The organism is Acinetobacter sp. 1566109, assembly GCF_000582255.1.
Lineage (GTDB): Bacteria > Pseudomonadota > Gammaproteobacteria > Pseudomonadales > Moraxellaceae > Acinetobacter > Acinetobacter nosocomialis.
In genome coordinates this window covers 15,383-34,873 of sequence record NZ_JEYB01000008.1, presented here as the reverse complement: position 1 = coordinate 34,873, position 19,491 = coordinate 15,383, and the positions used below count along the sequence as shown (strand labels likewise).

16 protein-coding genes are annotated in these 19,491 nt (G+C 39.2%); 12 read left to right on the top strand and 4 right to left on the bottom strand.

The features are described from left to right. Nucleotide 1: 1 nt before the first annotated feature. Together J582_RS09520 and J582_RS09515 are read right to left on the bottom strand one after the other, a co-directional pair. Nucleotides 2–976, bottom strand: coding sequence for an aliphatic sulfonate ABC transporter substrate-binding protein (locus tag J582_RS09520; RefSeq protein WP_031983422.1), 975 nt, complete (start codon nucleotides 974–976; stop codon nucleotides 2–4). Nucleotides 977–1,216: 240 nt separating this feature from the next. After that, nucleotides 1,217–2,245: an AraC family transcriptional regulator gene (locus tag J582_RS09515; protein ID WP_031983423.1), complete on the bottom strand. Its 1,029-nt coding sequence runs from the start codon at nucleotides 2,243–2,245 to the stop codon at nucleotides 1,217–1,219. Between the two features lie 165 nt (nucleotides 2,246–2,410). Here J582_RS09515 and J582_RS09510 point away from each other — a divergent pair, with 165 nt between their 5' ends. The 3 genes from J582_RS09510 to J582_RS09500 all read left to right on the top strand — a co-directional run bounded on the left by J582_RS09510 (nucleotide 2,411) and on the right by J582_RS09500 (nucleotide 6,201). Then, nucleotides 2,411–3,181, top strand: a complete 771-nt coding sequence (locus J582_RS09510) for a 3-hydroxyacyl-CoA dehydrogenase (protein ID WP_031983424.1) — start codon at nucleotides 2,411–2,413, stop codon at nucleotides 3,179–3,181. Between the two features lie 19 nt (nucleotides 3,182–3,200). Next, a complete protein-coding gene (locus J582_RS09505; protein ID WP_031983427.1) occupies nucleotides 3,201–4,337 on the top strand; it encodes an acyl-CoA dehydrogenase family protein in 1,137 nt (378 codons plus the stop codon). 220 nt (nucleotides 4,338–4,557) lie between these two features. Continuing rightward, complete coding sequence (locus J582_RS09500) at nucleotides 4,558–6,201, top strand: AMP-binding protein (protein WP_031983429.1); 1,644 nt, start codon at nucleotides 4,558–4,560, stop codon at nucleotides 6,199–6,201. Between the two features lie 45 nt (nucleotides 6,202–6,246). Here J582_RS09500 and J582_RS09495 read toward each other — a convergent pair whose 3' ends face one another. Then, nucleotides 6,247–6,825: a flavin reductase family protein gene (locus J582_RS09495; protein ID WP_031983430.1), complete on the bottom strand. Its 579-nt coding sequence runs from the start codon at nucleotides 6,823–6,825 to the stop codon at nucleotides 6,247–6,249. A 169-nt stretch (nucleotides 6,826–6,994) separates the two neighbouring features. Here J582_RS09495 and J582_RS09490 point away from each other — a divergent pair, with 169 nt between their 5' ends. The 9 genes from J582_RS09490 (at nucleotide 6,995) to J582_RS09450 (ending at nucleotide 17,974) form a co-directional block, all read left to right on the top strand. After that, complete coding sequence (locus tag J582_RS09490; protein WP_031983431.1) at nucleotides 6,995–7,771, top strand: HesA/MoeB/ThiF family protein; 777 nt, start codon at nucleotides 6,995–6,997, stop codon at nucleotides 7,769–7,771. A 58-nt stretch (nucleotides 7,772–7,829) separates the two neighbouring features. Then, entirely contained in the window at nucleotides 7,830–9,128 is a 1,299-nt protein-coding gene (locus J582_RS09485) for an ABC1 kinase family protein (RefSeq protein ID WP_031983432.1), read from the top strand. 15 nt (nucleotides 9,129–9,143) lie between these two features. Continuing rightward, nucleotides 9,144–9,524, top strand: coding sequence for a dihydroneopterin aldolase (folB, locus tag J582_RS09480; protein WP_004700874.1), 381 nt, complete (start codon nucleotides 9,144–9,146; stop codon nucleotides 9,522–9,524). Beyond that, a complete protein-coding gene (locus tag J582_RS09475) occupies nucleotides 9,481–9,918 on the top strand; it encodes a 2-amino-4-hydroxy-6-hydroxymethyldihydropteridine diphosphokinase (protein ID WP_019458328.1) in 438 nt (145 codons plus the stop codon). The genes folB and J582_RS09475 overlap by 44 nt, the downstream gene beginning before the upstream one ends. A 258-nt stretch (nucleotides 9,919–10,176) precedes the next feature. Then, nucleotides 10,177–11,886: a potassium-transporting ATPase subunit KdpA gene (gene kdpA / locus J582_RS09470; protein WP_031983434.1), complete on the top strand. Its 1,710-nt coding sequence runs from the start codon at nucleotides 10,177–10,179 to the stop codon at nucleotides 11,884–11,886. A gap of 8 nt (nucleotides 11,887–11,894) precedes the next feature. Next, nucleotides 11,895–13,934: a potassium-transporting ATPase subunit KdpB gene (gene kdpB, locus J582_RS09465; protein ID WP_086223645.1), complete on the top strand. Its 2,040-nt coding sequence runs from the start codon at nucleotides 11,895–11,897 to the stop codon at nucleotides 13,932–13,934. Nucleotides 13,935–13,947: 13 nt separating this feature from the next. Continuing rightward, entirely contained in the window at nucleotides 13,948–14,553 is a 606-nt protein-coding gene (gene kdpC, locus J582_RS09460; protein ID WP_031982576.1) for a potassium-transporting ATPase subunit KdpC, read from the top strand. Nucleotides 14,554–14,591: 38 nt separating this feature from the next. Continuing rightward, entirely contained in the window at nucleotides 14,592–17,246 is a 2,655-nt protein-coding gene (locus tag J582_RS09455; RefSeq protein WP_031982577.1) for a sensor histidine kinase, read from the top strand. Nucleotides 17,247–17,257: 11 nt separating this feature from the next. Continuing rightward, nucleotides 17,258–17,974 (top strand): response regulator, encoded by a 717-nt coding sequence (locus J582_RS09450; protein ID WP_000625750.1) that lies wholly within the window; start codon nucleotides 17,258–17,260, stop codon nucleotides 17,972–17,974. 76 nt (nucleotides 17,975–18,050) lie between these two features. On the opposite strand, the gene J582_RS09445 is transcribed toward J582_RS09450, so the two are convergent. Then, a complete protein-coding gene (locus tag J582_RS09445; protein WP_031982578.1) occupies nucleotides 18,051–19,475 on the bottom strand; it encodes a glutamine synthetase family protein in 1,425 nt (474 codons plus the stop codon). Nucleotides 19,476–19,491 lie beyond the last annotated feature (16 nt).

Genomic DNA, 19,491 nt, shown 5'->3' with positions numbered 1-19,491 from the left:
ACTATTTCACGACTTTTTGAGCAAAACGTGGGTCTAACAACTGATCAACCACTTGATTGACATTCGTACCTTTTCTGACTAAGTCTTCTTCAGTCAAAATTTTCCCAGAACGTTTTAGTGCTTGTGCTTGAGTTGCTGATGGGATGCTTTGATCAAATTTGGTTCGGCTCAGTTGTAGTTTAGCCACAGGTAGAGGGAGTTTTGATTCTTGAGCTAAAAGTGCTGCTACTTTATCTGGATTGGCTTTTGCCCATTTTCGGGCTTGTTCGTAGGCTTTAATAACGGCTGCTACCGCTTCAGGGCTTTGCTTTGCAAAGTCTTCTTTCACGCTAAGCACGCTATAACTATTAAATGCTACATTACGATAAAGTAATTTCGCGCCCGATTGAATTTGAGCTGAAGCCATTAATGGATCAAGCCCCGCCCAAGCATCTACTTGGCCACGTTCTAATGCGGTTTTACCATCTGGATGTTGTAAATGGACCAGTTGTACATCGCGTTTACTCAAACCGACAGTATCTAGTGCTTGTAGTGTAAATAAGAAAGGATCTGTTCCTTTGGTAGCTGCAATTTTCTTACCTTTTAAATCTTTTAGGCTTTTAATTGGTGAATTTTTTGCGACAACAAGCGCGGTCCATTCCGGTTGGCTTTGTACATAAACCGTTTTAATTGGACTACCATTTGCTCGACTTAATACAGCAGCTAATCCAGCAGTAGAAGCAAAATCGATACTATTACTGTTGAGATATTCTAATGAGCGGTTACTACCTTGACTAAAAACCCATTTAATTTGGGTATTGGGTAGTGCTTTTTCGAGAAGTTTTTGATCTTTGACCACTAAACTAGTTGGTGCGTAGTAAGCGTAATCAAGTTTAAGTGTAGTCGGAATTGCTGCAAAAGTAGATGAAGCAAATACGAACCCCAATGTTGATGCCAACAAAGTCTTCGGTAGAGAAAATTTTGATTTTAAAGACATGATAAAAATAGAACCGAAATAAAATAATGGATCATCCTTTCATGTGTTTAGTGGCTTACAAACTTAGTTATTTTGATTTGTAAATCAGTTTGAAAGATAAAAGTTTAGATAAAATTATAAGTTAATGTTTTATAGGCATTATTAAGTTTTAAATAATGCGTTATATGAAATATTCAATTTAAAAGACATAAATATCATAAGCTTAAGTTTTAAAACTTAAAGCTTCGTTGGATGCATATGCTATTGCTTGTGCGTAGTTAAATTATCTCGATACGCACCTGGGCTAACACCTGTCCATTTTTTAAAGGCACGGTGAAAAGCACTTGGGTCGTGGAAATTTAAGTCTTCACTAATGTCTTGTATTGAATCATTACTTTTGCTTAAGCGTTCAATCGCAATATCACAACGAATTTCATTTTTAATTTGTTGATAACTTACCCCTTCATGTTTGAGGCGACGTTGAACAGTAGCTTCCGAAATATTGAGTTGCTGTGCTACATCTTTGAGTTCGGGCCATTGGGCTGGGTGAAGCTTTAATAAATGACGACGAATAAGAACGCTCAAGGCATTTTCATTTTTAAAGCGAACTAACAGATTTTGCGGAGTTTGTTTTAAAAAATCATAAAGCGATTTTTTATCTTTTTTAATTTTAATATCTAAGTAGTGGGCATCAAACTCAACCTGATTTACTTCGGCATTAAATTTTATATCTTCACAAAAACGGACGAGATAATCTTGAATATCATTCGGTTTTGGACAACGTACTGCAATACTGTTTAAGCCAATTCGCTGATCTATCAGCCAACACATGAGTCCATGTACTAACATTAAAAAGGTTGCGTAGGTAAACATACGTTTGGGTTGGTCATGATCACGAATGACCAAATAAGCTTTTTCTTGTTCTCGAATTAACTCTCCACGCATATCATCTAAAACAAAGTTAAAAAACTTCAAAATATCATAGAGAGCCTTTTCTAAAGTTTCAGCCGTACTGACGAGTTTTGTAAGTAATTTATAGCTACCACGACGCATAGGGTGGCTATCCATACCAAAAAATTCATCATTCATGGCATTGGCAAGTTCAATCCATAATTTTGCATACGTTGCTACCGGAACACGCGCTTTAGGTGTCATGAGTAATTCTGTAGGAATACCTGCTTTATTCAGAATAATTTGAATATTTAGCCCTTTGGCATAAGCCGCACTTAATGCTTCATGTACCAGTGCAATCGAAATTGTTCCTTTACTTAAAGAAGATTGGACAACCATGTCAAAGACTCATTTTTTACGTATTTCAAGTGAAATATTTCATATTCAAAATTTGGATTGATCAAAAGCTGCAAGCATTTTGAGGTTTTTTGAAATTGTATCGGAAAAAAACAACTTTTACTCTCACTACTAAGGTTAAAGAACATTTCTATAGGGCATTACATAATGAAAATTCAAGGAAAACATTTCGTGATTACAGGTGGCGGCTCTGGTTTAGGAGCTGCAACTGCTGAGTATTTGGTAAAGCAAGGCGCCTCAGTCACGTTGGTTGACATGAATGTAGAAGCAGGTGAGCAGCAGGCGAAACAGTTAGGGCCAAAAGCTGACTTTGTAAAACTTGATGTAACCGATGAAGTTGCTGCTGAACAGTTCTTTAAAGATGTGTTGGTTAAACATGGATATTTGCATGGTTTGGTGAACTGTGCAGGTATTGGCCCTTCTGCGAAAGTAGTTGGCCGTGAGGGCGTTCATGACTTAGGGTTATTTGCAAAGACTTTAAATATTAATGTCACAGGTACATTTAACATGCTGCGTTTTGCAGCAGATGCAATGAGTAAAAATACAGTTGAAGCAGGTGAAGAGGACCGCGGTGTCATTGTGAACACTGCTTCTGTTGCGGCATTTGACGGACAAATTGGACAAGCAGCTTATTCTGCATCAAAAGGCGCTATTGTGGCGATGACTTTACCAATTGCTCGTGAGCTTGCGCGACATGCCATTCGTATTATGACTATTGCACCGGGAATCATGGAAACTCCAATGCTTAAGGGTATGCCACAAAATGTACAAGATGCTTTGGGCCAAATGGTGCCGTATCCATCGCGTTTAGGAAAGCCAGAAGAGTTTGCTCGTTTGGTTGCTCATATTGCTGAAAATTCCTATTTAAATGGTGAAGTTATTCGTTTAGATGGTGCAATTCGTATGGCAGCAAAATAATAAAAATAAGGATGTTGAAATGATTCTAAATGCTGAACAAAGCATGGTTCAGGAGATGATGCGTAACTATGCGCAAAATCAGTTAAAACCAACAGCTGCACATCGCGATAAGACCCATGAATTTCCGGCTCAGGAGTTAAAAGATTTAGGTGCACTAGGCGCTATGGGAATGACTGTGCCCGATGAGTGGGGCGGTGCCGGAATGGACTATGTTTCTTTGGTGCTTGCGATTGAAGAAATTGCCGCAGGCGATGGTGCTATTTCGACAATCGTAAGTGTTCAAAACTCTTTGATTTGCGGTATTACATTGGCATACGGTTCAGAGCAGCAAAAACAAACCTATTTGCCAAAATTTGCCTCTGGCGAATGGCTGGGATGCTTTTGTTTAACTGAGCCACATGTCGGTTCCGATGCAAGCGCGATTTTATGTAAAGCCGAGCGAGATGGCGACCATTGGGTACTCAATGGCGTAAAGCAATTTATTACCAGTGGTAAAAATGCTCAAGTAGCTTTGGTATTTGCGGTTACAGATAAACAGGCTGGCAAAAAAGGCATTTCGTGCTTTCTTGTACCGACCAATACACAAGGCTACTTGGTGACTCGTATTGAAGACAAAATGGGTCAACATGCTTCGGACACCGCAACCATTACGTTAGAGGACTGCCGGATTCCTTTAGAAAATTTGGTGGGCCAAGAGGGAGAGGGTTATAAAATTGCGCTATCTAATTTAGCGGCCGGTCGTATTGGTATTGCGGCTCAGTCTGTCGGTATGGCAAGAGCTGCTTTTGATGCAGCCGTGCAATACGCAAATGAACGTAAGGCCTTTGGTGTAGAGCTGGTTCAGCATCAGGCGGTTGGTTTTCGCTTAGCAGATATGGCAACCCAGATTGAAGCGGCACATCAGCTGGTTTTACATGCTGCGACTTTAAAAGATGCAGAGCTACCTTGTTTAAAAGAAGCCTCAATGGCGAAACTCTTTGCATCAACTATGGCTGAGCGAGTGTGTTCGGATGCAATCCAGATTCATGGCGGTTATGGATACGTCAGTGATTTCCCTGTTGAGAGAATTTATCGGGATGTTCGTGTAAGCCAGATTTATGAAGGTGCTTCTGATATTCAACGTTTAGTGATTGCTCGTGAGGTGGCTCAAGTTTAGATCATAAAGTATTGAGTTTTTAAACATAAAACTGCAAGAAGCCGCACACTATGTGCGGTTTCTTGCAATTGAAATGATGCATTTTTGCTATTAGTTTTGTTTGAAATAGATGGAAAAGTTGAAGAAATATTCTTCGAGCTTTAGCTAAAACAATAACAGTCAGGACAGATTTTGTGACCTTACACAAAATTAAACATCAAACGGAATGAAGGTGAGCATCATGAAAACTTTGGCAGAAGCTTATCAGCAATTTGATCTTGCACAACTCATTGAAGAGCAACTTGTTGGGCACCCCCAAGCAATAAATGCTTATGTTGAGTGCTGTGAGCGTTATGTAGGAAAAAATAAAACAGCGCTCATTTGGGAAGGAAAAAACGGACAGGCAGAGCACTATACGTTTGAACAACTTGCTGAGCTTTCTGGAAAACTTGCTAATTTCTTTAAAGCACAAGGAGTTCAAGCTGGAGATTGTATTGCAGGGCTTTTACCAAGAACGCCTGAGTTATTAATTACAATTTTGGCAGCGTGGCGTATAGGTGCTATTTATCAGCCTTTATTTACTGCCTTTGAAGCAAAATCAATTGATCACCGTATTACGAGTGCTCAAACTAAATTGATTGTGACCAATGATGAACAACGACCTAAACTGAATACTTTAAATATTCCGGTTATTGTCACTGTTCATCAGACTGGTCCTTTGTCTGAACATGACTTCGATTTTTGGAAATCCTTACAACGCTATTCTGAGCAATGTGAATCAGTTAGTCGTAGCTTTGATGATGACTTTTTAATGATGTTCACCTCAGGCACAACTGGACTTGCTAAGTCTGTACCCGTTCCACTAAAAGCAATTTTGGCATTTAAAGGTTATATGACTCATGCTGTCGATTTGCGTGAAGAGGATATGTTCTGGAATTTGGCAGATCCGGGCTGGGCGTATGGTTTGTATTATGGCATTACCGGGCCTTTAAGCTTGGGTCATGGCATTATTATGGATGAGCGTTCATTTAATGTAGATCAGGCAATAAAATTAATTAAAAAATATAAAGTAAGTAATTTAACTGGTTCGCCTACAGCATTTCGTATGTTCTTTGGGTTTAAGGAAAAATTTGACCCTTCAATTAAACAACATTTACGCGTAGTGAGTAGTGCGGGTGAGCCATTAACACCTGAGGTTGTGAACTGGTTTAAACAGGATTTAGAGGTCAATATTTTTGATCAATATGGACAAACTGAACTCGGCATGGTGATTGCGAACCATCATGCGCTTGAGCACCCATTAAAAGTAGGTTCAGCCGGTTTTGCAATTCCTGGGCATCGTTTTGCGGTGTTAGACCAAAATTATCAAGAATTACCAACAGGTGGTGTTGGTATTTTGGCGATGGACTCGGAGCAATCGCCATTAATGTGGTTTAAAGGCTATGGTGGCAATAATCGCAAAGCCTTTGTCGGCAAATATTATTTAACTGGTGACACGGTCACTTTAAACGAACATGGCGGCATTAATTTTGTTGGTCGTGCTGACGATGTCATTACAACATCGGGCTATAGAGTTGGACCATTCGATGTTGAAAGTACTTTATTAGAGTGTGAGGCGGTATTAGAGTCAGCAGTAATTGGTAAGCCAGATCCGGAACGAACCGAAATAGTCAAAGCTTTTGTGGTACTTAAGCCTGCTTATCAAGCGTGTGAAACATTAAAAGATAAGTTACAGCAATATGTTCGTAACCGTTTATCTCGTCATGCTTATCCAAAAGAAATTGAGTTTGTGGACAGCCTACCGAAAACCACGAGCGGAAAAATTCAAAGAGGATTGTTGAAGCAGCAAGAAATTGCAAAAATGCAGCAAGCCTACGCGAGCTAAATTGAGCAAAGGGAAATATTTAAATATTTCCCTTTAATTTTTATATTAGAGGTCGGCTTTCACTTCTTCACCAATTAAATAAAACGTTCCACCAGCAATATAGTGCAGGCTACGAAGTTCTTTTGGTGCATCCTGAAAATGCCAGTGCCCATCTCTAAAAACGCGACTATCTGCCCACGCACCCACAACAGAGCCAATAAATAAATCATGAGCTGACTGATTATGCGGTTCAGGAATAAGTTTACAAACCAGCCATGCGATACAACCTGATACAAGCGGACTGGTCACATCTTTTTGATAAAATAGTTCAACTCCGCAGTGCTCAAGTTTTTGTGGGTCATCCAACTTACTAATGGTACCAAGTTGTTTGGTCATATTGAGCTGGGCATAGCAAGGAACTTGTAGTGTGAAATAACCACTTTGCTCGACAAGCTGTCGGGTTTTAGTGCTTTTATCTAAAACTACAGACACTTTGGCAGGTTTAAACTCTAATGCACATGCCCATGCGGCAGCCATTACATTGCGGTCGTCACCATGTTGTGCAGAAACCAGCACAGTTGGACCATGATTTAATAAACGATAAGCTTTTTCTAACTCTACTGGTGCAATATATGATTGGGACATATTTAGCCTAAGTAATACAGAAAATGGATTGTTCTATTGTTGCAGAAAGCGTGTGAGAAGTAATGTAATGGGGAGTTAACTGAATAAAAAAGTTGTTTCCATTTTATAGCTTTCCTAATGACGAACTTAGTCATAAAATCACTTGGCTTCTAAATGAAAGGATTAACGTGTGACCGAGCTTCAAGATATCGATTTTGTAGAGTTAAGTGATGAAGAAATGCATCTCTATAGCCGTCAGATTTTACTTGATGGATGGGATATTGAAGCTCAGGAAAAACTCAAACTTGCCAATGTACTGATTGTTGGTGCTGGTGGTATAGGTTGTAGCAGTGCAGAGCTACTCGCACGAGCAGGGGTTGGAAAAATTACACTCATTGATGCCGATACCATTGAGATAAGTAATTTACAGCGTCAAATTGCATTTGGTCATGAAGATATTGGTCGTTATAAAGCTGAAGTTTTAGCAAAACGGTTACAGAAAATTAACCCTTATATCTGTGTTGAATACTTTAATGAACGTTTAGACGAAAATAACATTGATAGACTTGTTGAACACCAAGATGTAGTGCTGGATGGTTGTGATAACTTTACAACTCGCTATTTAGTGAATAGTGCTTGTAAAAAGCATCAGGTCGCATTAATTAGTGCTTCTGCAATTGGCTTTCAGGCGCAAATGTTTATGGTTGAAGGTGATTCAGCTTGTTATGAATGTTTATTTCCAAAAGAACAGCATGACAACGAAGGCCTTCGTTGTGCAGAGTCAGGAGTGCTTGCAACTACTCCTGTGATGATAGCGTCATTACAAGCACATCACACTTTGTTATATTTAGGGCTTAATCGCACTCCTCTGAAACAAAAATTGTTACTTTGGGATGGATTAAATATGACACAACGTATTGTTAATTTTGATAAAGATATAAATTGTCCACTTTGTCAGGCAAGCTAATCAGCAAACAAAGCAAAATTTGCTACACTTGAGACGAATATTCTGGTTCTAAAGAAATATGAAAAAAAATATTTTATTTGATGGATTGCGCTCAGTTGCCCGTATCGGTGAAACCGCAGTGGTTGCGGCTAAAGCTGGTATTAAGTACGCAACTGATAAGCCAAGTAATGCCAAACTCATGCGTGAGACTTTTGAGTCGCTTGGCTCAACATATATTAAGCTTGGTCAGTTTATCGCGAGTACACCATCGCTATTCCCACGTGAATATGTAGAAGAATTTCAAGGTTGTTTAGATCAGACACCAACTCTGCCATTTAGTTATATTCAAGGCGTACTTGCTTCTGAATTTGAAGGACGAGATTTAAGCCAGATTTTTAGCTATATCGATAAAAAGCCTTTAGCTTCTGCATCAATTGCTCAGGTTCATGCAGCTAAACTGACTACAGGTGAAGATGTCGTTATAAAAGTTCAAAAACCTGGTGTAGAAACTATTTTATACACTGACTTAAACGTGGTGCATTGGGCAGCCAAACTACTTGAACGTGCAGTACCTAAAATCAAGTTTGCTGCTCTTTCTGACATTGTTGATGAAATTAAAACTCGTATGGTGCGTGAAGTCGATTTCATTGAGGAAGCCCAGAACTTAGATGACTTTGTGGAATATTTAAATATTTCACAAAACCACGCTGCGACAGCACCTAAAGTTTATCATCAGTTTTCTACGCGCCGTGTTTTGACCATGCAGCGTTTATACGGTGTGTCTTTAACAGACTTTAGTGTCGTGAAACAATATGCTAAAGATCCGTCACAAGTACTGATTACTGCCATGAATACATGGTTTGGCAGTCTTATGCTCTGTAAGAGTTTCCACGCTGACTTACATGCTGGAAACCTAATGTTGCTTGAAGATGGCCGAATTGGTTTTATCGATTTCGGTATTGTGGGTCAGTTAAAGCCAGAAGTCTGGACAGCATGTATCGCGTTTATGGATGCTTTGCAAAAGACTGATTATCAGGCTATGGCTGAAAATATGCTGAAAATGGGCATGACCCATAATAAGGTCGATGTTCAGGTTTTAGCCCAAGATTTAGAGCGTTTGTTTAATGGCGTCTTAATGGCCGATCCACAGCAAATTCTGTCTACCAATCCAGCCGATTTAAACGACATTATGATGGATATGGTGGGTGTAGGTGAGCGCCACGGTATTAAATTCCCTCGAGATTTTGCCTTGTTATTTAAGCAAATGCTTTATTTCGATCGTTTTATGCGCGTACTCGCACCATATACTGATATTTATGCAGACCAACGTTTGAAAATGGTTCAAAATATGGAACCTGCTTCGTTGTTAAAGCACTAAGGTCAGTTTAAATTTATGGATGCCATTATTATTGAAGGCTTGAAGGTTGAGACAGTGATTGGCTGTTTCAACTGGGAAAGACAAATCATTCAACCTTTAATGTTGGATTTAACCATCCATAATGATTTGAGCCGAGCTGCAGCATCTGACAAACTTGAGGACACACTCAACTATGCCCAGATTTGTGAGTTATCGGCTCAAACTATTCAGCAAGCCAAACCTGAGTTAATCGAGCACGCAGCTCATCTAGTTTTGCAATGTTTATTTGAAACCTTTCCAACAATTGAAAAAATTACCATAACCATCCGTAAGCCAGCCATCATTGCAGAAGCTAATGCTGTAGGAATTCGTCTTGAACGCACCAGAAACAATTTTTGCACTCGCCCTAGCGAGTAATTTAGACGCAGATCAGCACTTTACTTTTGCTTATACGCAATTAGCAACTTTGGGGAAAGTGCAGTTTTCATCTGTTTATCAAATTCCATGCCGAGATGGTATTGGAGATGATTACTGGAATTCAGCGTGTCTATTACGAAGCACCTTATCATCTGAACAAGTTGAATCTTTTTTAAAGAAACTTGAGTCAGATTCTGGACGTGTTCGACCATCGCATCATATTTCTTTAGATGTAGATTTGATTGCATGGGGAAGTGATCTGGACCATATGCAATTTAATTCTAAAAAATTACCTTTGGCGCTCGATGTAAAAATTCCTTTATATGAACTTTGGCATTGTGAAAAACTAAAGGCTGATAGTACGCTTTACCCAGTTGTTAATTTTAAATTTTAAGGTCTTTCAAACTAAAATTTACGCAAAATTTACGCGGCCTTTGAGTTCCTCAATAGAGAATTTACGAGCATTTTATCCATACTGAAATCCACTAAATTAGTGTTACTTCAGGACAATAAAGATGCTTATAAATTCTCAAATGCGCATCTTGCATCAGTCTGGCATAGCCTTATGCGGACTCAAAAAAAGTGATATTTCTTCATCTCTCCTTATTTCCATTTTGGCAAATCAAGCCAAGGGGTATAGAGGAGAATAGCCATGTTAGAACTTATCCTTGTTTTATTTATTGCTATTTTTTTAGCATGGTGCCTTAGCAAATATCTATCCCAAGTAATGGCAAATCAGCCGATGGTTGGTGATGGATTATTTCGTTGGATTGAAAATCCTGTATATCGCTTGTTAGGTATATCTCCACAACAACAAATGAACTGGAAACAATATTCTTTAGCATTTGTTGTTAGCTGTATTTTTTTAGCTGTAGCCGTTTTTGCTATTTTTATGACGCAAGCATGGCTGCCATTAAACCCAAATCATGCACCAAATATGAGTTGGGATTTAGCATTACACACAGTTATTTCATTTTTAACCAACACCAACCAACAGCATTATTCTGGTCAAGCTCAACTGTCTTATTTGTCGCAAATGACAGGTATTGTAGGTTTGCAAGTCATCACACCAATGATGGGATTAGCTTTAGTTGTTGCGACCTTAAGAGCTTTCTTTTATCAACGTCCAAGCCATATTGCAGCGGATGTTGCTGAACAGCCAGATCAAATTTTAATTGGTAACTATTGGGCAGATGTAATACGCCCTACAGTCCGTTTCTTGCTTCCTCTTTGTTTTGTTTGGTCATTGTTGCTTAACAGCCAAGGCGTGCCAGCAACTTTTCAGGGTGGACCCGAAGTACAGCTTATTGATAAAGCAAATACCGTACAAACCCAAAAAATTCCATTAGGTCCAGTTGCACCCATGGTTGCTGTTAAGCAATTGGGTAGTAACGGTGGTGGCTGGTATGGTCCAAATAGTTCTGTACCTTTAGAAAATCCAACGCCGCTATCTAATTTATTAGAAATGATTGCGATTCTACTCATTCCAATTACAGTCGTTTTTATGGTGGGACACTTTACTCGACGTAAAAAATTTGCCTACTTTGTGTTTGGTAGCATGCTTTTAATGTCAGTTATTTCAGGTGCAGCAGCTGTCTGGTCTGAAAGTATGTCATCGACCGCATCTCAAATTGCAGTAATGGAAGGTAAAGAGCAACGATTTGGACCCGCAGCATCGGCAGTATGGGCTGCGCTGACTACACAAGTGAATAATGGTTCGGTCAATATGATGCACGATTCTTCTGCGCCACTTACGGGGCTGGTTGAACTCATTAACATGTTGATTAATGCTATTTGGGGTGGTGTGGGCTGTGGTCTGCAACAGTTTATGATTTATCTGTTACTTGCAGTATTTATTGCAGGCTTAATGACAGGTCGTACACCTGAATTGTTTGGACGCAAAATTGAAGCAGCAGAGATCAAGTTACTTGCGATTATTATCTTAATTCAGCCTCTTATTATTCTGGCTTTTACAGCCTTGAGTCTTAGTATTCCGGGATTATCAGGTATCACAAACCCTGGACCACACGGTATTAGCCAAGTGTTTTATGAATATGTTTCTGCTTTTGCAAACAATGGTTCAGGTTTTGAAGGCCTTGGAGACAATACGGTATGGTGGAATGTCACTTGTAGCATTGCACTTCTTTTAGGACGTTTCCCGACATTAATTTTGCCATTAATGATTGCGACACGTTTAGCAGCAAAAAGAAAAGCACCCGAAACAACAGGTAGCCTTCAGGTTGAAACGCCAACCTTTGCCTTAACGCTGATTACGATTGTTGTATTGCTTACCTTATTACAATTTATGCCAGTTCTTGTCCTTGGGCCAATTGCCGATCAACTTTTGTTGGTTAAAGGCTAAGGAGGCGAGTGAAAATGAATACACAAACTCATGTAAATAGCCATAAAACGACTGTGGCAGTACCAAGTTTTGAAGTTTGGAAAAATGCTTTTGTAAAATTGCTACCACAGCATGCAATTAAAAACCCTGTCATGGCAATTGTATGGCTTGGAACCGTAATCACTGCTCTAAGTACCTTAATGGGATATGCCACACTGGTGTTTGGTTTGGTTGTCACAGCAATTTTGTTTATTACGATTTTATTTGCTAACTATGCTGAAGCGGTTGCAGAGGCTAGAGGTCGTGGACAGGCATCTTCATTACGTGCAGCAAGAGAAAACTTGACTGCTCGAAAACTTAATTCTTTGACAGACCGTCAAACCACTCAAATTGCAGCCACCGAACTTCATTTAAATGATTTTATTGAAGTACATGCAGGTGAGCTTGTTCCAGCCGACGGTGAGATTGTAGAAGGCTTTGCCACCATTAATGAATCGGCTGTTACAGGTGAGTCAGCACCTGTGCTACGTGAAGCTGGAACAGACCGTTCTGGTGTTATTGGCGGTACTAAAGTTCTTACAGATCGTATTGTTGTGCAAGTGACTGCGGAATCTGGTCAAAGCTTCTTGGACCGTATGATTGCTTTGGTTGAAGGTTCAAATCGTCAAAAAACACCGAATGAGATTGCACTTGGCTTCTTGTTAATGGTGATGACACTTACATTTTTAATTGTGGTGATTAGCCTACCATTTATTGCTCATTATTTGCATATTGAACTTGATCCGGTTGTACTCGTAGCATTGTTAGTCTGCTTAATTCCAACAACCATTGGTGGCTTGTTACCTGCGATTGGTATTGCAGGTATGAACCGCGCACTCAAAGCCAATGTTTTGGCAAAATCAGGTAAAGCGGTAGAAGTTGCGGGTGACATTGATGTACTTTTACTCGATAAAACAGGAACCATTACATATGGTGACCGTCAAGCGACTTCTTTTTATCCTTTAACCTCGGTAACCGAGTCTGAATTAAGAGCTGCTGCTTGGGTAAGCTCACTTGCTGACCCGACACCAGAAGGCAAGTCGATTGTTAAGTTAGCAAAAGAACAGGGTTTAAAACAGCAAGAACCTGAGCAAGCCGAATTTATCTCTTTTAGTGCTTCGACTCGAATTTCTGGTGTGAATTTACCGAATGGTGAGCAAATTCGTAAAGGTGCTTTAGATGCAATCTTGAAATTTGTAGATGAAGATTATTCTCAAGATCTAGAATTAAAAGCACGTGTTGAACAAGTTGCTAAAAAAGGTGCAACACCATTGGTTGTCGCAAATCAACATCATGTATTAGGTGTGATTGAACTCTCAGATGTGATTAAACACGGTATTAAAGAACGTTTTGCACGCTTAAGAGAAATGGGTATTAAAACTGTCATGGTTACAGGTGATAACCCATTAACTGCTGCCGCGATTGCTGCTGAAGCGGGTGTAGATGACTATATTGCCGAAGCAAAACCAGAAGACAAATTGGCTTGTATTCGCACCGAACAACAACAAGGTCGTTTAGTTGCAATGGTTGGTGACGGAACCAACGATGCGCCAGCATTGGCACAAGCCGATATTGGTTTGGCTATGAACTCAGGTACACAAGCTGCTAAAGAGGCCGGCAATATGGTTGATTTAGACTCTGACCCAACCAAACTACTCGCTGTGGTCGAGATTGGGAAACAGCAGTTGATTACCCGCGGTGCTTTAACAACATTTTCGTTAGCAAACGACGTCTCTAAATACTTTGCCATCTTGCCTGCATTGTTCGCTGCTGCGATTCCACAAATGCAAGTATTGAATGTAATGCACTTAGCAAGTCCAAGCAGCGCGATTTTATCGGCATTAATTTTTAACGCGATTATTATTCCGTTATTAATTCCAATCGCACTCCGAGGCGTGAAATTTAAACCTTCAACTGCAACTCAGTTACTACGCCGAAATATGTTGATTTATGGCGTGGGTGGTGTGGTTCTACCATTCATTGCCATCAAAGCGATTGATGTTGTGATTGTTCAATTATTTGGTTTGTAATCTGGAGTTTGAAATGAAAACTTATGCACAAAATTCAGAAGCAAATTTGGATCAGACCTTAAGAGCATCTTTCGGACTTCTAATTTTTACCCTTGTCGGTTGTGGTGCTGTGTATAGTGCGATCGCTACAGGTGCGGGACAGGTGTTATTTAACAATCAAGCAAATGGTAGTTTGATCGAAATAAACCATAAGGTTCTAGGGTCAAAATTAGTCGCTCAGCCATTTGTTGGAGAGGCTTATTTTCATCCACGTCCTTCAGCGGTTGCTTATGACCCAATGTCTATGGGGGCCACAAACTTAGCCCTTACCAATCCAGAGCTTCAAAAACAAATTGATGCTCAGATTCTTGCGGTTAAACAACAAGACCACACAGGTAATGTCCCTATTCCAAGTGATTTAGTGACTAAATCGGGTAGTGGTATCGACCCGCATATTAGCCCAGAATCTGCTCAAATACAGGTTGCTCGAGTGGCTCAAGCGCGTCATTTAGACCCTAAAGTTGTAGAAGAGTTACTTCAAAAGCATATTGAACCAGTTCAGTTTGGTGTACTAGGGCAAGCTCGTGTTAATGTATTAGAACTCAATATCGCTTTAGATCAATTACAATCTACACATTAACTTGAAAATAAAATTGTTAGTTTACCGGATGATATCAAGTGCAAAGCAATCGCGAAAATCAGGCTGAAGCCTTATTAAATCATGTCAACAGATATCAAGCCGGTCGACTAACGGTCTTTCTCGGTGCAGCGCCCGGTGTCGGCAAAACCTATGCTATGCTTGCCCGCGCTAAAGAGTTATATCAACAGGGCACAGATGTTGTTGTGGGTATTGTTGAAACCCACGGAAGAATAGAAACTCTAAAAATTTTGGAAGGCTTGCCTCAAATTGCTAGAAAGGAAATGCAATATCAGGGGCATACTTTAGAAGAAATGGACTTGGATGCTATTTTACTCAGGCATCCGGAAATTGTTTTAGTTGATGAGTTGGCTCATCGCAATATACCAAATAGTCGCCATGAACGACGGTGGCAAGATGTCAATGAATTGCTAGACGCTGGTATTGATGTATTTACCACCATGAATATTCAGCATTTAGAAAGCTTAAATGATGTGGTGCATCAGATTACGGGCATTCGAGTAAATGAAACTGTGCCAGATCGTGTATTTGATCGTATTCGAGATATTCGTTTAATTGATTTACCTGTTAGTGAACTCATTGAAAGGCTCCATCAAGGAAAAGTTTATGTGCCAGAGCAAGCGAATCTGGCATTACAAGGCTTTTTTAGCATTTCAAATTTAACTGCATTGCGTGAACTGGCAATGCAATGCGTTGCTGAGCATGTCGATTTAGATTTAAAACAGAGTTATACCTCTAAAGGCTTGAAGTCTATCTCGCTACAAAATGAATTAATGATTGCGATAGATGGGCAAGGCTCTTCTGAATATTTAGTACGGGCAGGTTGTCGATTAGCTGAACGCAATGGAGCAACATGGACTGTAGTGAATGTTGCTAAAAGTTTGGATTCTGGGCAGAGTTCAGCAAATTCATATAAAAAAGAATATATTGAAATCGACCGCGCATTTGAATTGGCTCGACAACTTGGTGGTCGAACCGAAGTTTTATATGGGCCACGAGTTGCTTCGGTGTTAATGGATGCTGCGCTTGATCGAGGTATTTCCAATCTGGTCATTGGCAAAAGTATTTCACCGTGGTGGTTAAAGTTATTTAAGAAAAATTTAGCTCAGCAATTATTAAATCAAGAAAACTCGATTGCTTTAACGATTTTACACCCAGAACAGGGCACTAAAAAGACAGCTCAACTTGAGAAGCCATCATTTTTATCATTAAAAGAAAGTGTTTTTGTTTTAGCGGTAACATGCGCAAGTATTTTTATAGCTCACTTTGCCGAAGTTCTATTAGGTATTGAAGACTTCTCTGTTATTTTTATTATTTCAGTTTTAATTGTAGCAACTAAAACCCGAATGCTTGCTGCAGTAGTAGCTGCTCTTATTTGTTTCTTAGCCTATAACTTTTTCTTTATAGCACCACGTTTTACATTTCAAATTTCAGCACACCAAGGTGTGGTTACCGTTGTTGCTTTTTTTGCAGCAGCTTTAATTGCTGGGCGATTGGCTTCTCAGTTACGCCAGCAAGTTTTATCTTTAAAAGCTGCCAATGCCTACACCACAGTAATGCAAGACTTGGCACGTAAGCTTTCTAGTGCAGTAAATCTTGAAGAAGTCATGCAAACCGGTCGTATGACTTTAGAAACCCAGCTTCAAACTAAAGTGTGGATTTCTATCCAAAATAGAGTTATTTCATCTGACATAGAACTAAATGATAAAGAAAAAGTAGCTGCAGAATGGTGTTTAAAACATCAACAACCGTGCGGGCGTTTTACTGATACCCTTAGTCAGTCGAACTGGTGGTTTTTACCACTTTTAGAGCAAAAAAATAGCCTAGGTATAGTGGGAATTTACTTTAAAGATGAAGTGGTTTCTCTAAATTTTGAGCAGAAAAAACTAACTGAAAGTGTAATTGAGTATATTGCACAGGCAGTACTTCGAACCCAATTGGTCAATGAACTTGAACAAGCAAAAGTCACCAGTGAAACAGAGCGTTTACGTTCTGCTTTATTATCTTCGGTATCGCATGATTTACGTTCACCACTTGCTTCTATTATTGGAGCCGCAGATACGCTTGCCAATTTTAAAGCTGATATGTCAGAACAAGACCAGCAAGATTTACTTGAAACAATTCATTTAGAAGGTGAGCGTTTAGACCGTTATATTCAAAACTTGCTTGATATGACACGCTTAGGCCACGAAGGCTTAACTTTAAAAAGAGACTGGATTGGGGTAGATGAATTAATTGGTTCGGCAACCCGCCGTTTAAAACGCTATAAACCAGATACGCAAGTGGTCGTTCAGTTACCTGAGCAACAAATTAGTTTATATGTTCACCCTGCACTGGTAGAGCAAGCTTTTTTTAATGTTTTAGAAAATGCTGCAAACTTTTCACCCCCAGATGAACCAGTCATGATTCGTGCTCAACTTTCATCAGAAGATGAAGTAAAAATTGAAATTGAAGATAGAGGTGCGGGAATTCCTGAAGATGAAAGACATCGCATTTTTGATATGTTTTACACGATGGAAAGAGGAGACCGTGGAAAATTTGGTACTGGTTTAGGGCTTACAATCGTAAAAGCGATTATTGGTGCTCATATGGGTACAATAGAAGCATTTTCAGGGCGCCAAAATAAAGGTACTTTAATTCAAATCAGATTACCCATTCACCCAGTAAAAGAATAAGTTGTAAATTCATGATAAGTTCCGAAACATCACCTGTAGAAACACGTATTGTGATTATTGATGATGAGCCTCAAATTCGTAAATTTTTAGACATTGCTTTAAGAACTCAAAAATATAAAACCACGCTCTGCGAAACGGGTTACAAAGGCCTAGAAGCTTTAGCAACGCAAGGTGCCGACTTAGTTATTCTAGATCTGGGCTTACCCGATTTAGACGGAAAAGAAGTCCTTCAAGAGTTACGTAGCTGGTCGAATGTACCAGTTATTGTGCTATCTGTACGTGCTGATGAATACGAAAAAGTTGCTTTGCTAGATGCTGGTGCAAACGATTACATGACCAAGCCGTTTAGTGTGCAAGAGCTTTTGGCACGTATCCGTGTCATTTTAAGAAACCAACCGATTCAGCAAGAAGCGCATGTCTATGACGATGGTTATCTTAAAGTTGATGTTACGCAACGTTTGGTTTGGGTCGAGCAACAACCAATTACGTTAACTCGAAAAGAATTTCAACTTTTAACGCTATTAATGCGCTATCAAGGACAGCTTTTAACCCAGCCACAACTTTTAAAAGAACTATGGGGCCCAACCCATCAGGAAGATACGCACTATTTACGTATTTTAGTGGGCAAGTTACGCAGTAAACTGGGGGATAACGCGATTCAGCCACGTTATATTGCAACTGAACCTGGTGTTGGATTGCGTTTTCTAGCTAAACAGAAAAATCATTAATTAGATATAAAAAAACCTTAGGGTATTTCTCCCTAAGGGTTTGCAAAGTAGTTTATAGTTTTTTTGCTTTTTTTATTTATATATCCCAATGTTGTTCTGCTTCAGTCATTTGACTATAAATGTTTTGATATTCAGCCTGCTTAACCGTGTACCAATGTTTGACAAAGTCAGTGCCTAAATATCCTTTTAAAATAAGACTTCCTTTAAATATTTTTAAGGCTTCTGGTTGATTGTTAGCTAATAAAATATGCTCGTCTGGAAATTTTAAAAGATGAGCAGGTTTTGGTAGTGGTAATTTATGAGATAAGCCGTAAGATACACCTGCTAAAATAGTGGCTGTAACGAGATAGGGGTTACAGTCAGCTCCAGCAACACGATATTCTAAACGTTGATTTTGTACATCCGAGCATGGAATACGAATTGCGACATTACGATTATTGGTATCCCAATTGGCTTCTAATGGCACATGATGCCCAATTTTAAAACGTCTATAAGAATTAATATTAGGCGCTAAAATCGCCATAGATGCAGGCATTAGCTCAATAAGTCCGCTAATTGCATTGAGTAAGTTGGTAGAAAGCTCATCTTTTTCTTCTTCTGAACTAAATATATTTTCATGGTATTGATTCAGCATGCTCATATGAAAATGCATGCCACTACCAGCTTTTGCCAAGTTGGGTTTCGCCATGAAACAAGCTGTTAAGTCATGCTTTCTTGCGACTTGTTTTACAATTCTTTTTAAAGCATTAATTTGATCGCATAGCTTCAAAATGTCATAGCTGTGCTGAAGATTTAGTTCATATTGTCCAGGAGATGATTCCGCAACAATTGCCGTAATTTCAATAGATTGTAGTAGAGCAGCTTTTTCAACTTCATCTAGGACTTGTTGATAGTTATTGGGTGCATCTATATCAAAACATTGGTTTTCTATACAGGTTTCAGCCTGATGCTGAGGTGAGAAAAGATAAAATTCTAATTCGGCAGCCATGACAGGAAAGTAATTATGGGCATGTAGCTGATTTAATATTTTTTTTAATATATTGCGTGGTTCATAGCGGCAGTCTGTACCATCTTCTTCTTGCATTGATAGGTAAAGCTGAGCATTTAATTCTGGGGATAAGGCACTTGGTTGCAAGCTGCCTAAAATGGGCAGGCAAAGTCTATCTGGTTCACCAATATATTTTCCTAATCCTGTCTCTTCAATTACTTTTCCATCAAGGCTCATGGCGTAAACAGAAAGTGGAAAATAACATCCATGAGAGAGATTTTTCAGACTCTTAACGTCAATACGTTTACCACGAATATGTCCGTTTAAGTCATGTAGACAAATATCAATGTGCTGAGTCTGAGGATATAAACTTAAATATTCATCAACTTCTTTTAAAAAAAGTTCTGAGTTAAAGGTATCGATTTTCGTTTGTGGAATAAAATCATCTGATATTTTAAATGCCTTAAAGTGAGAATCTTTTAAGTTTAAATTTGGGTAAATAAGCGTACTCATTATAAAAAACCTTGGT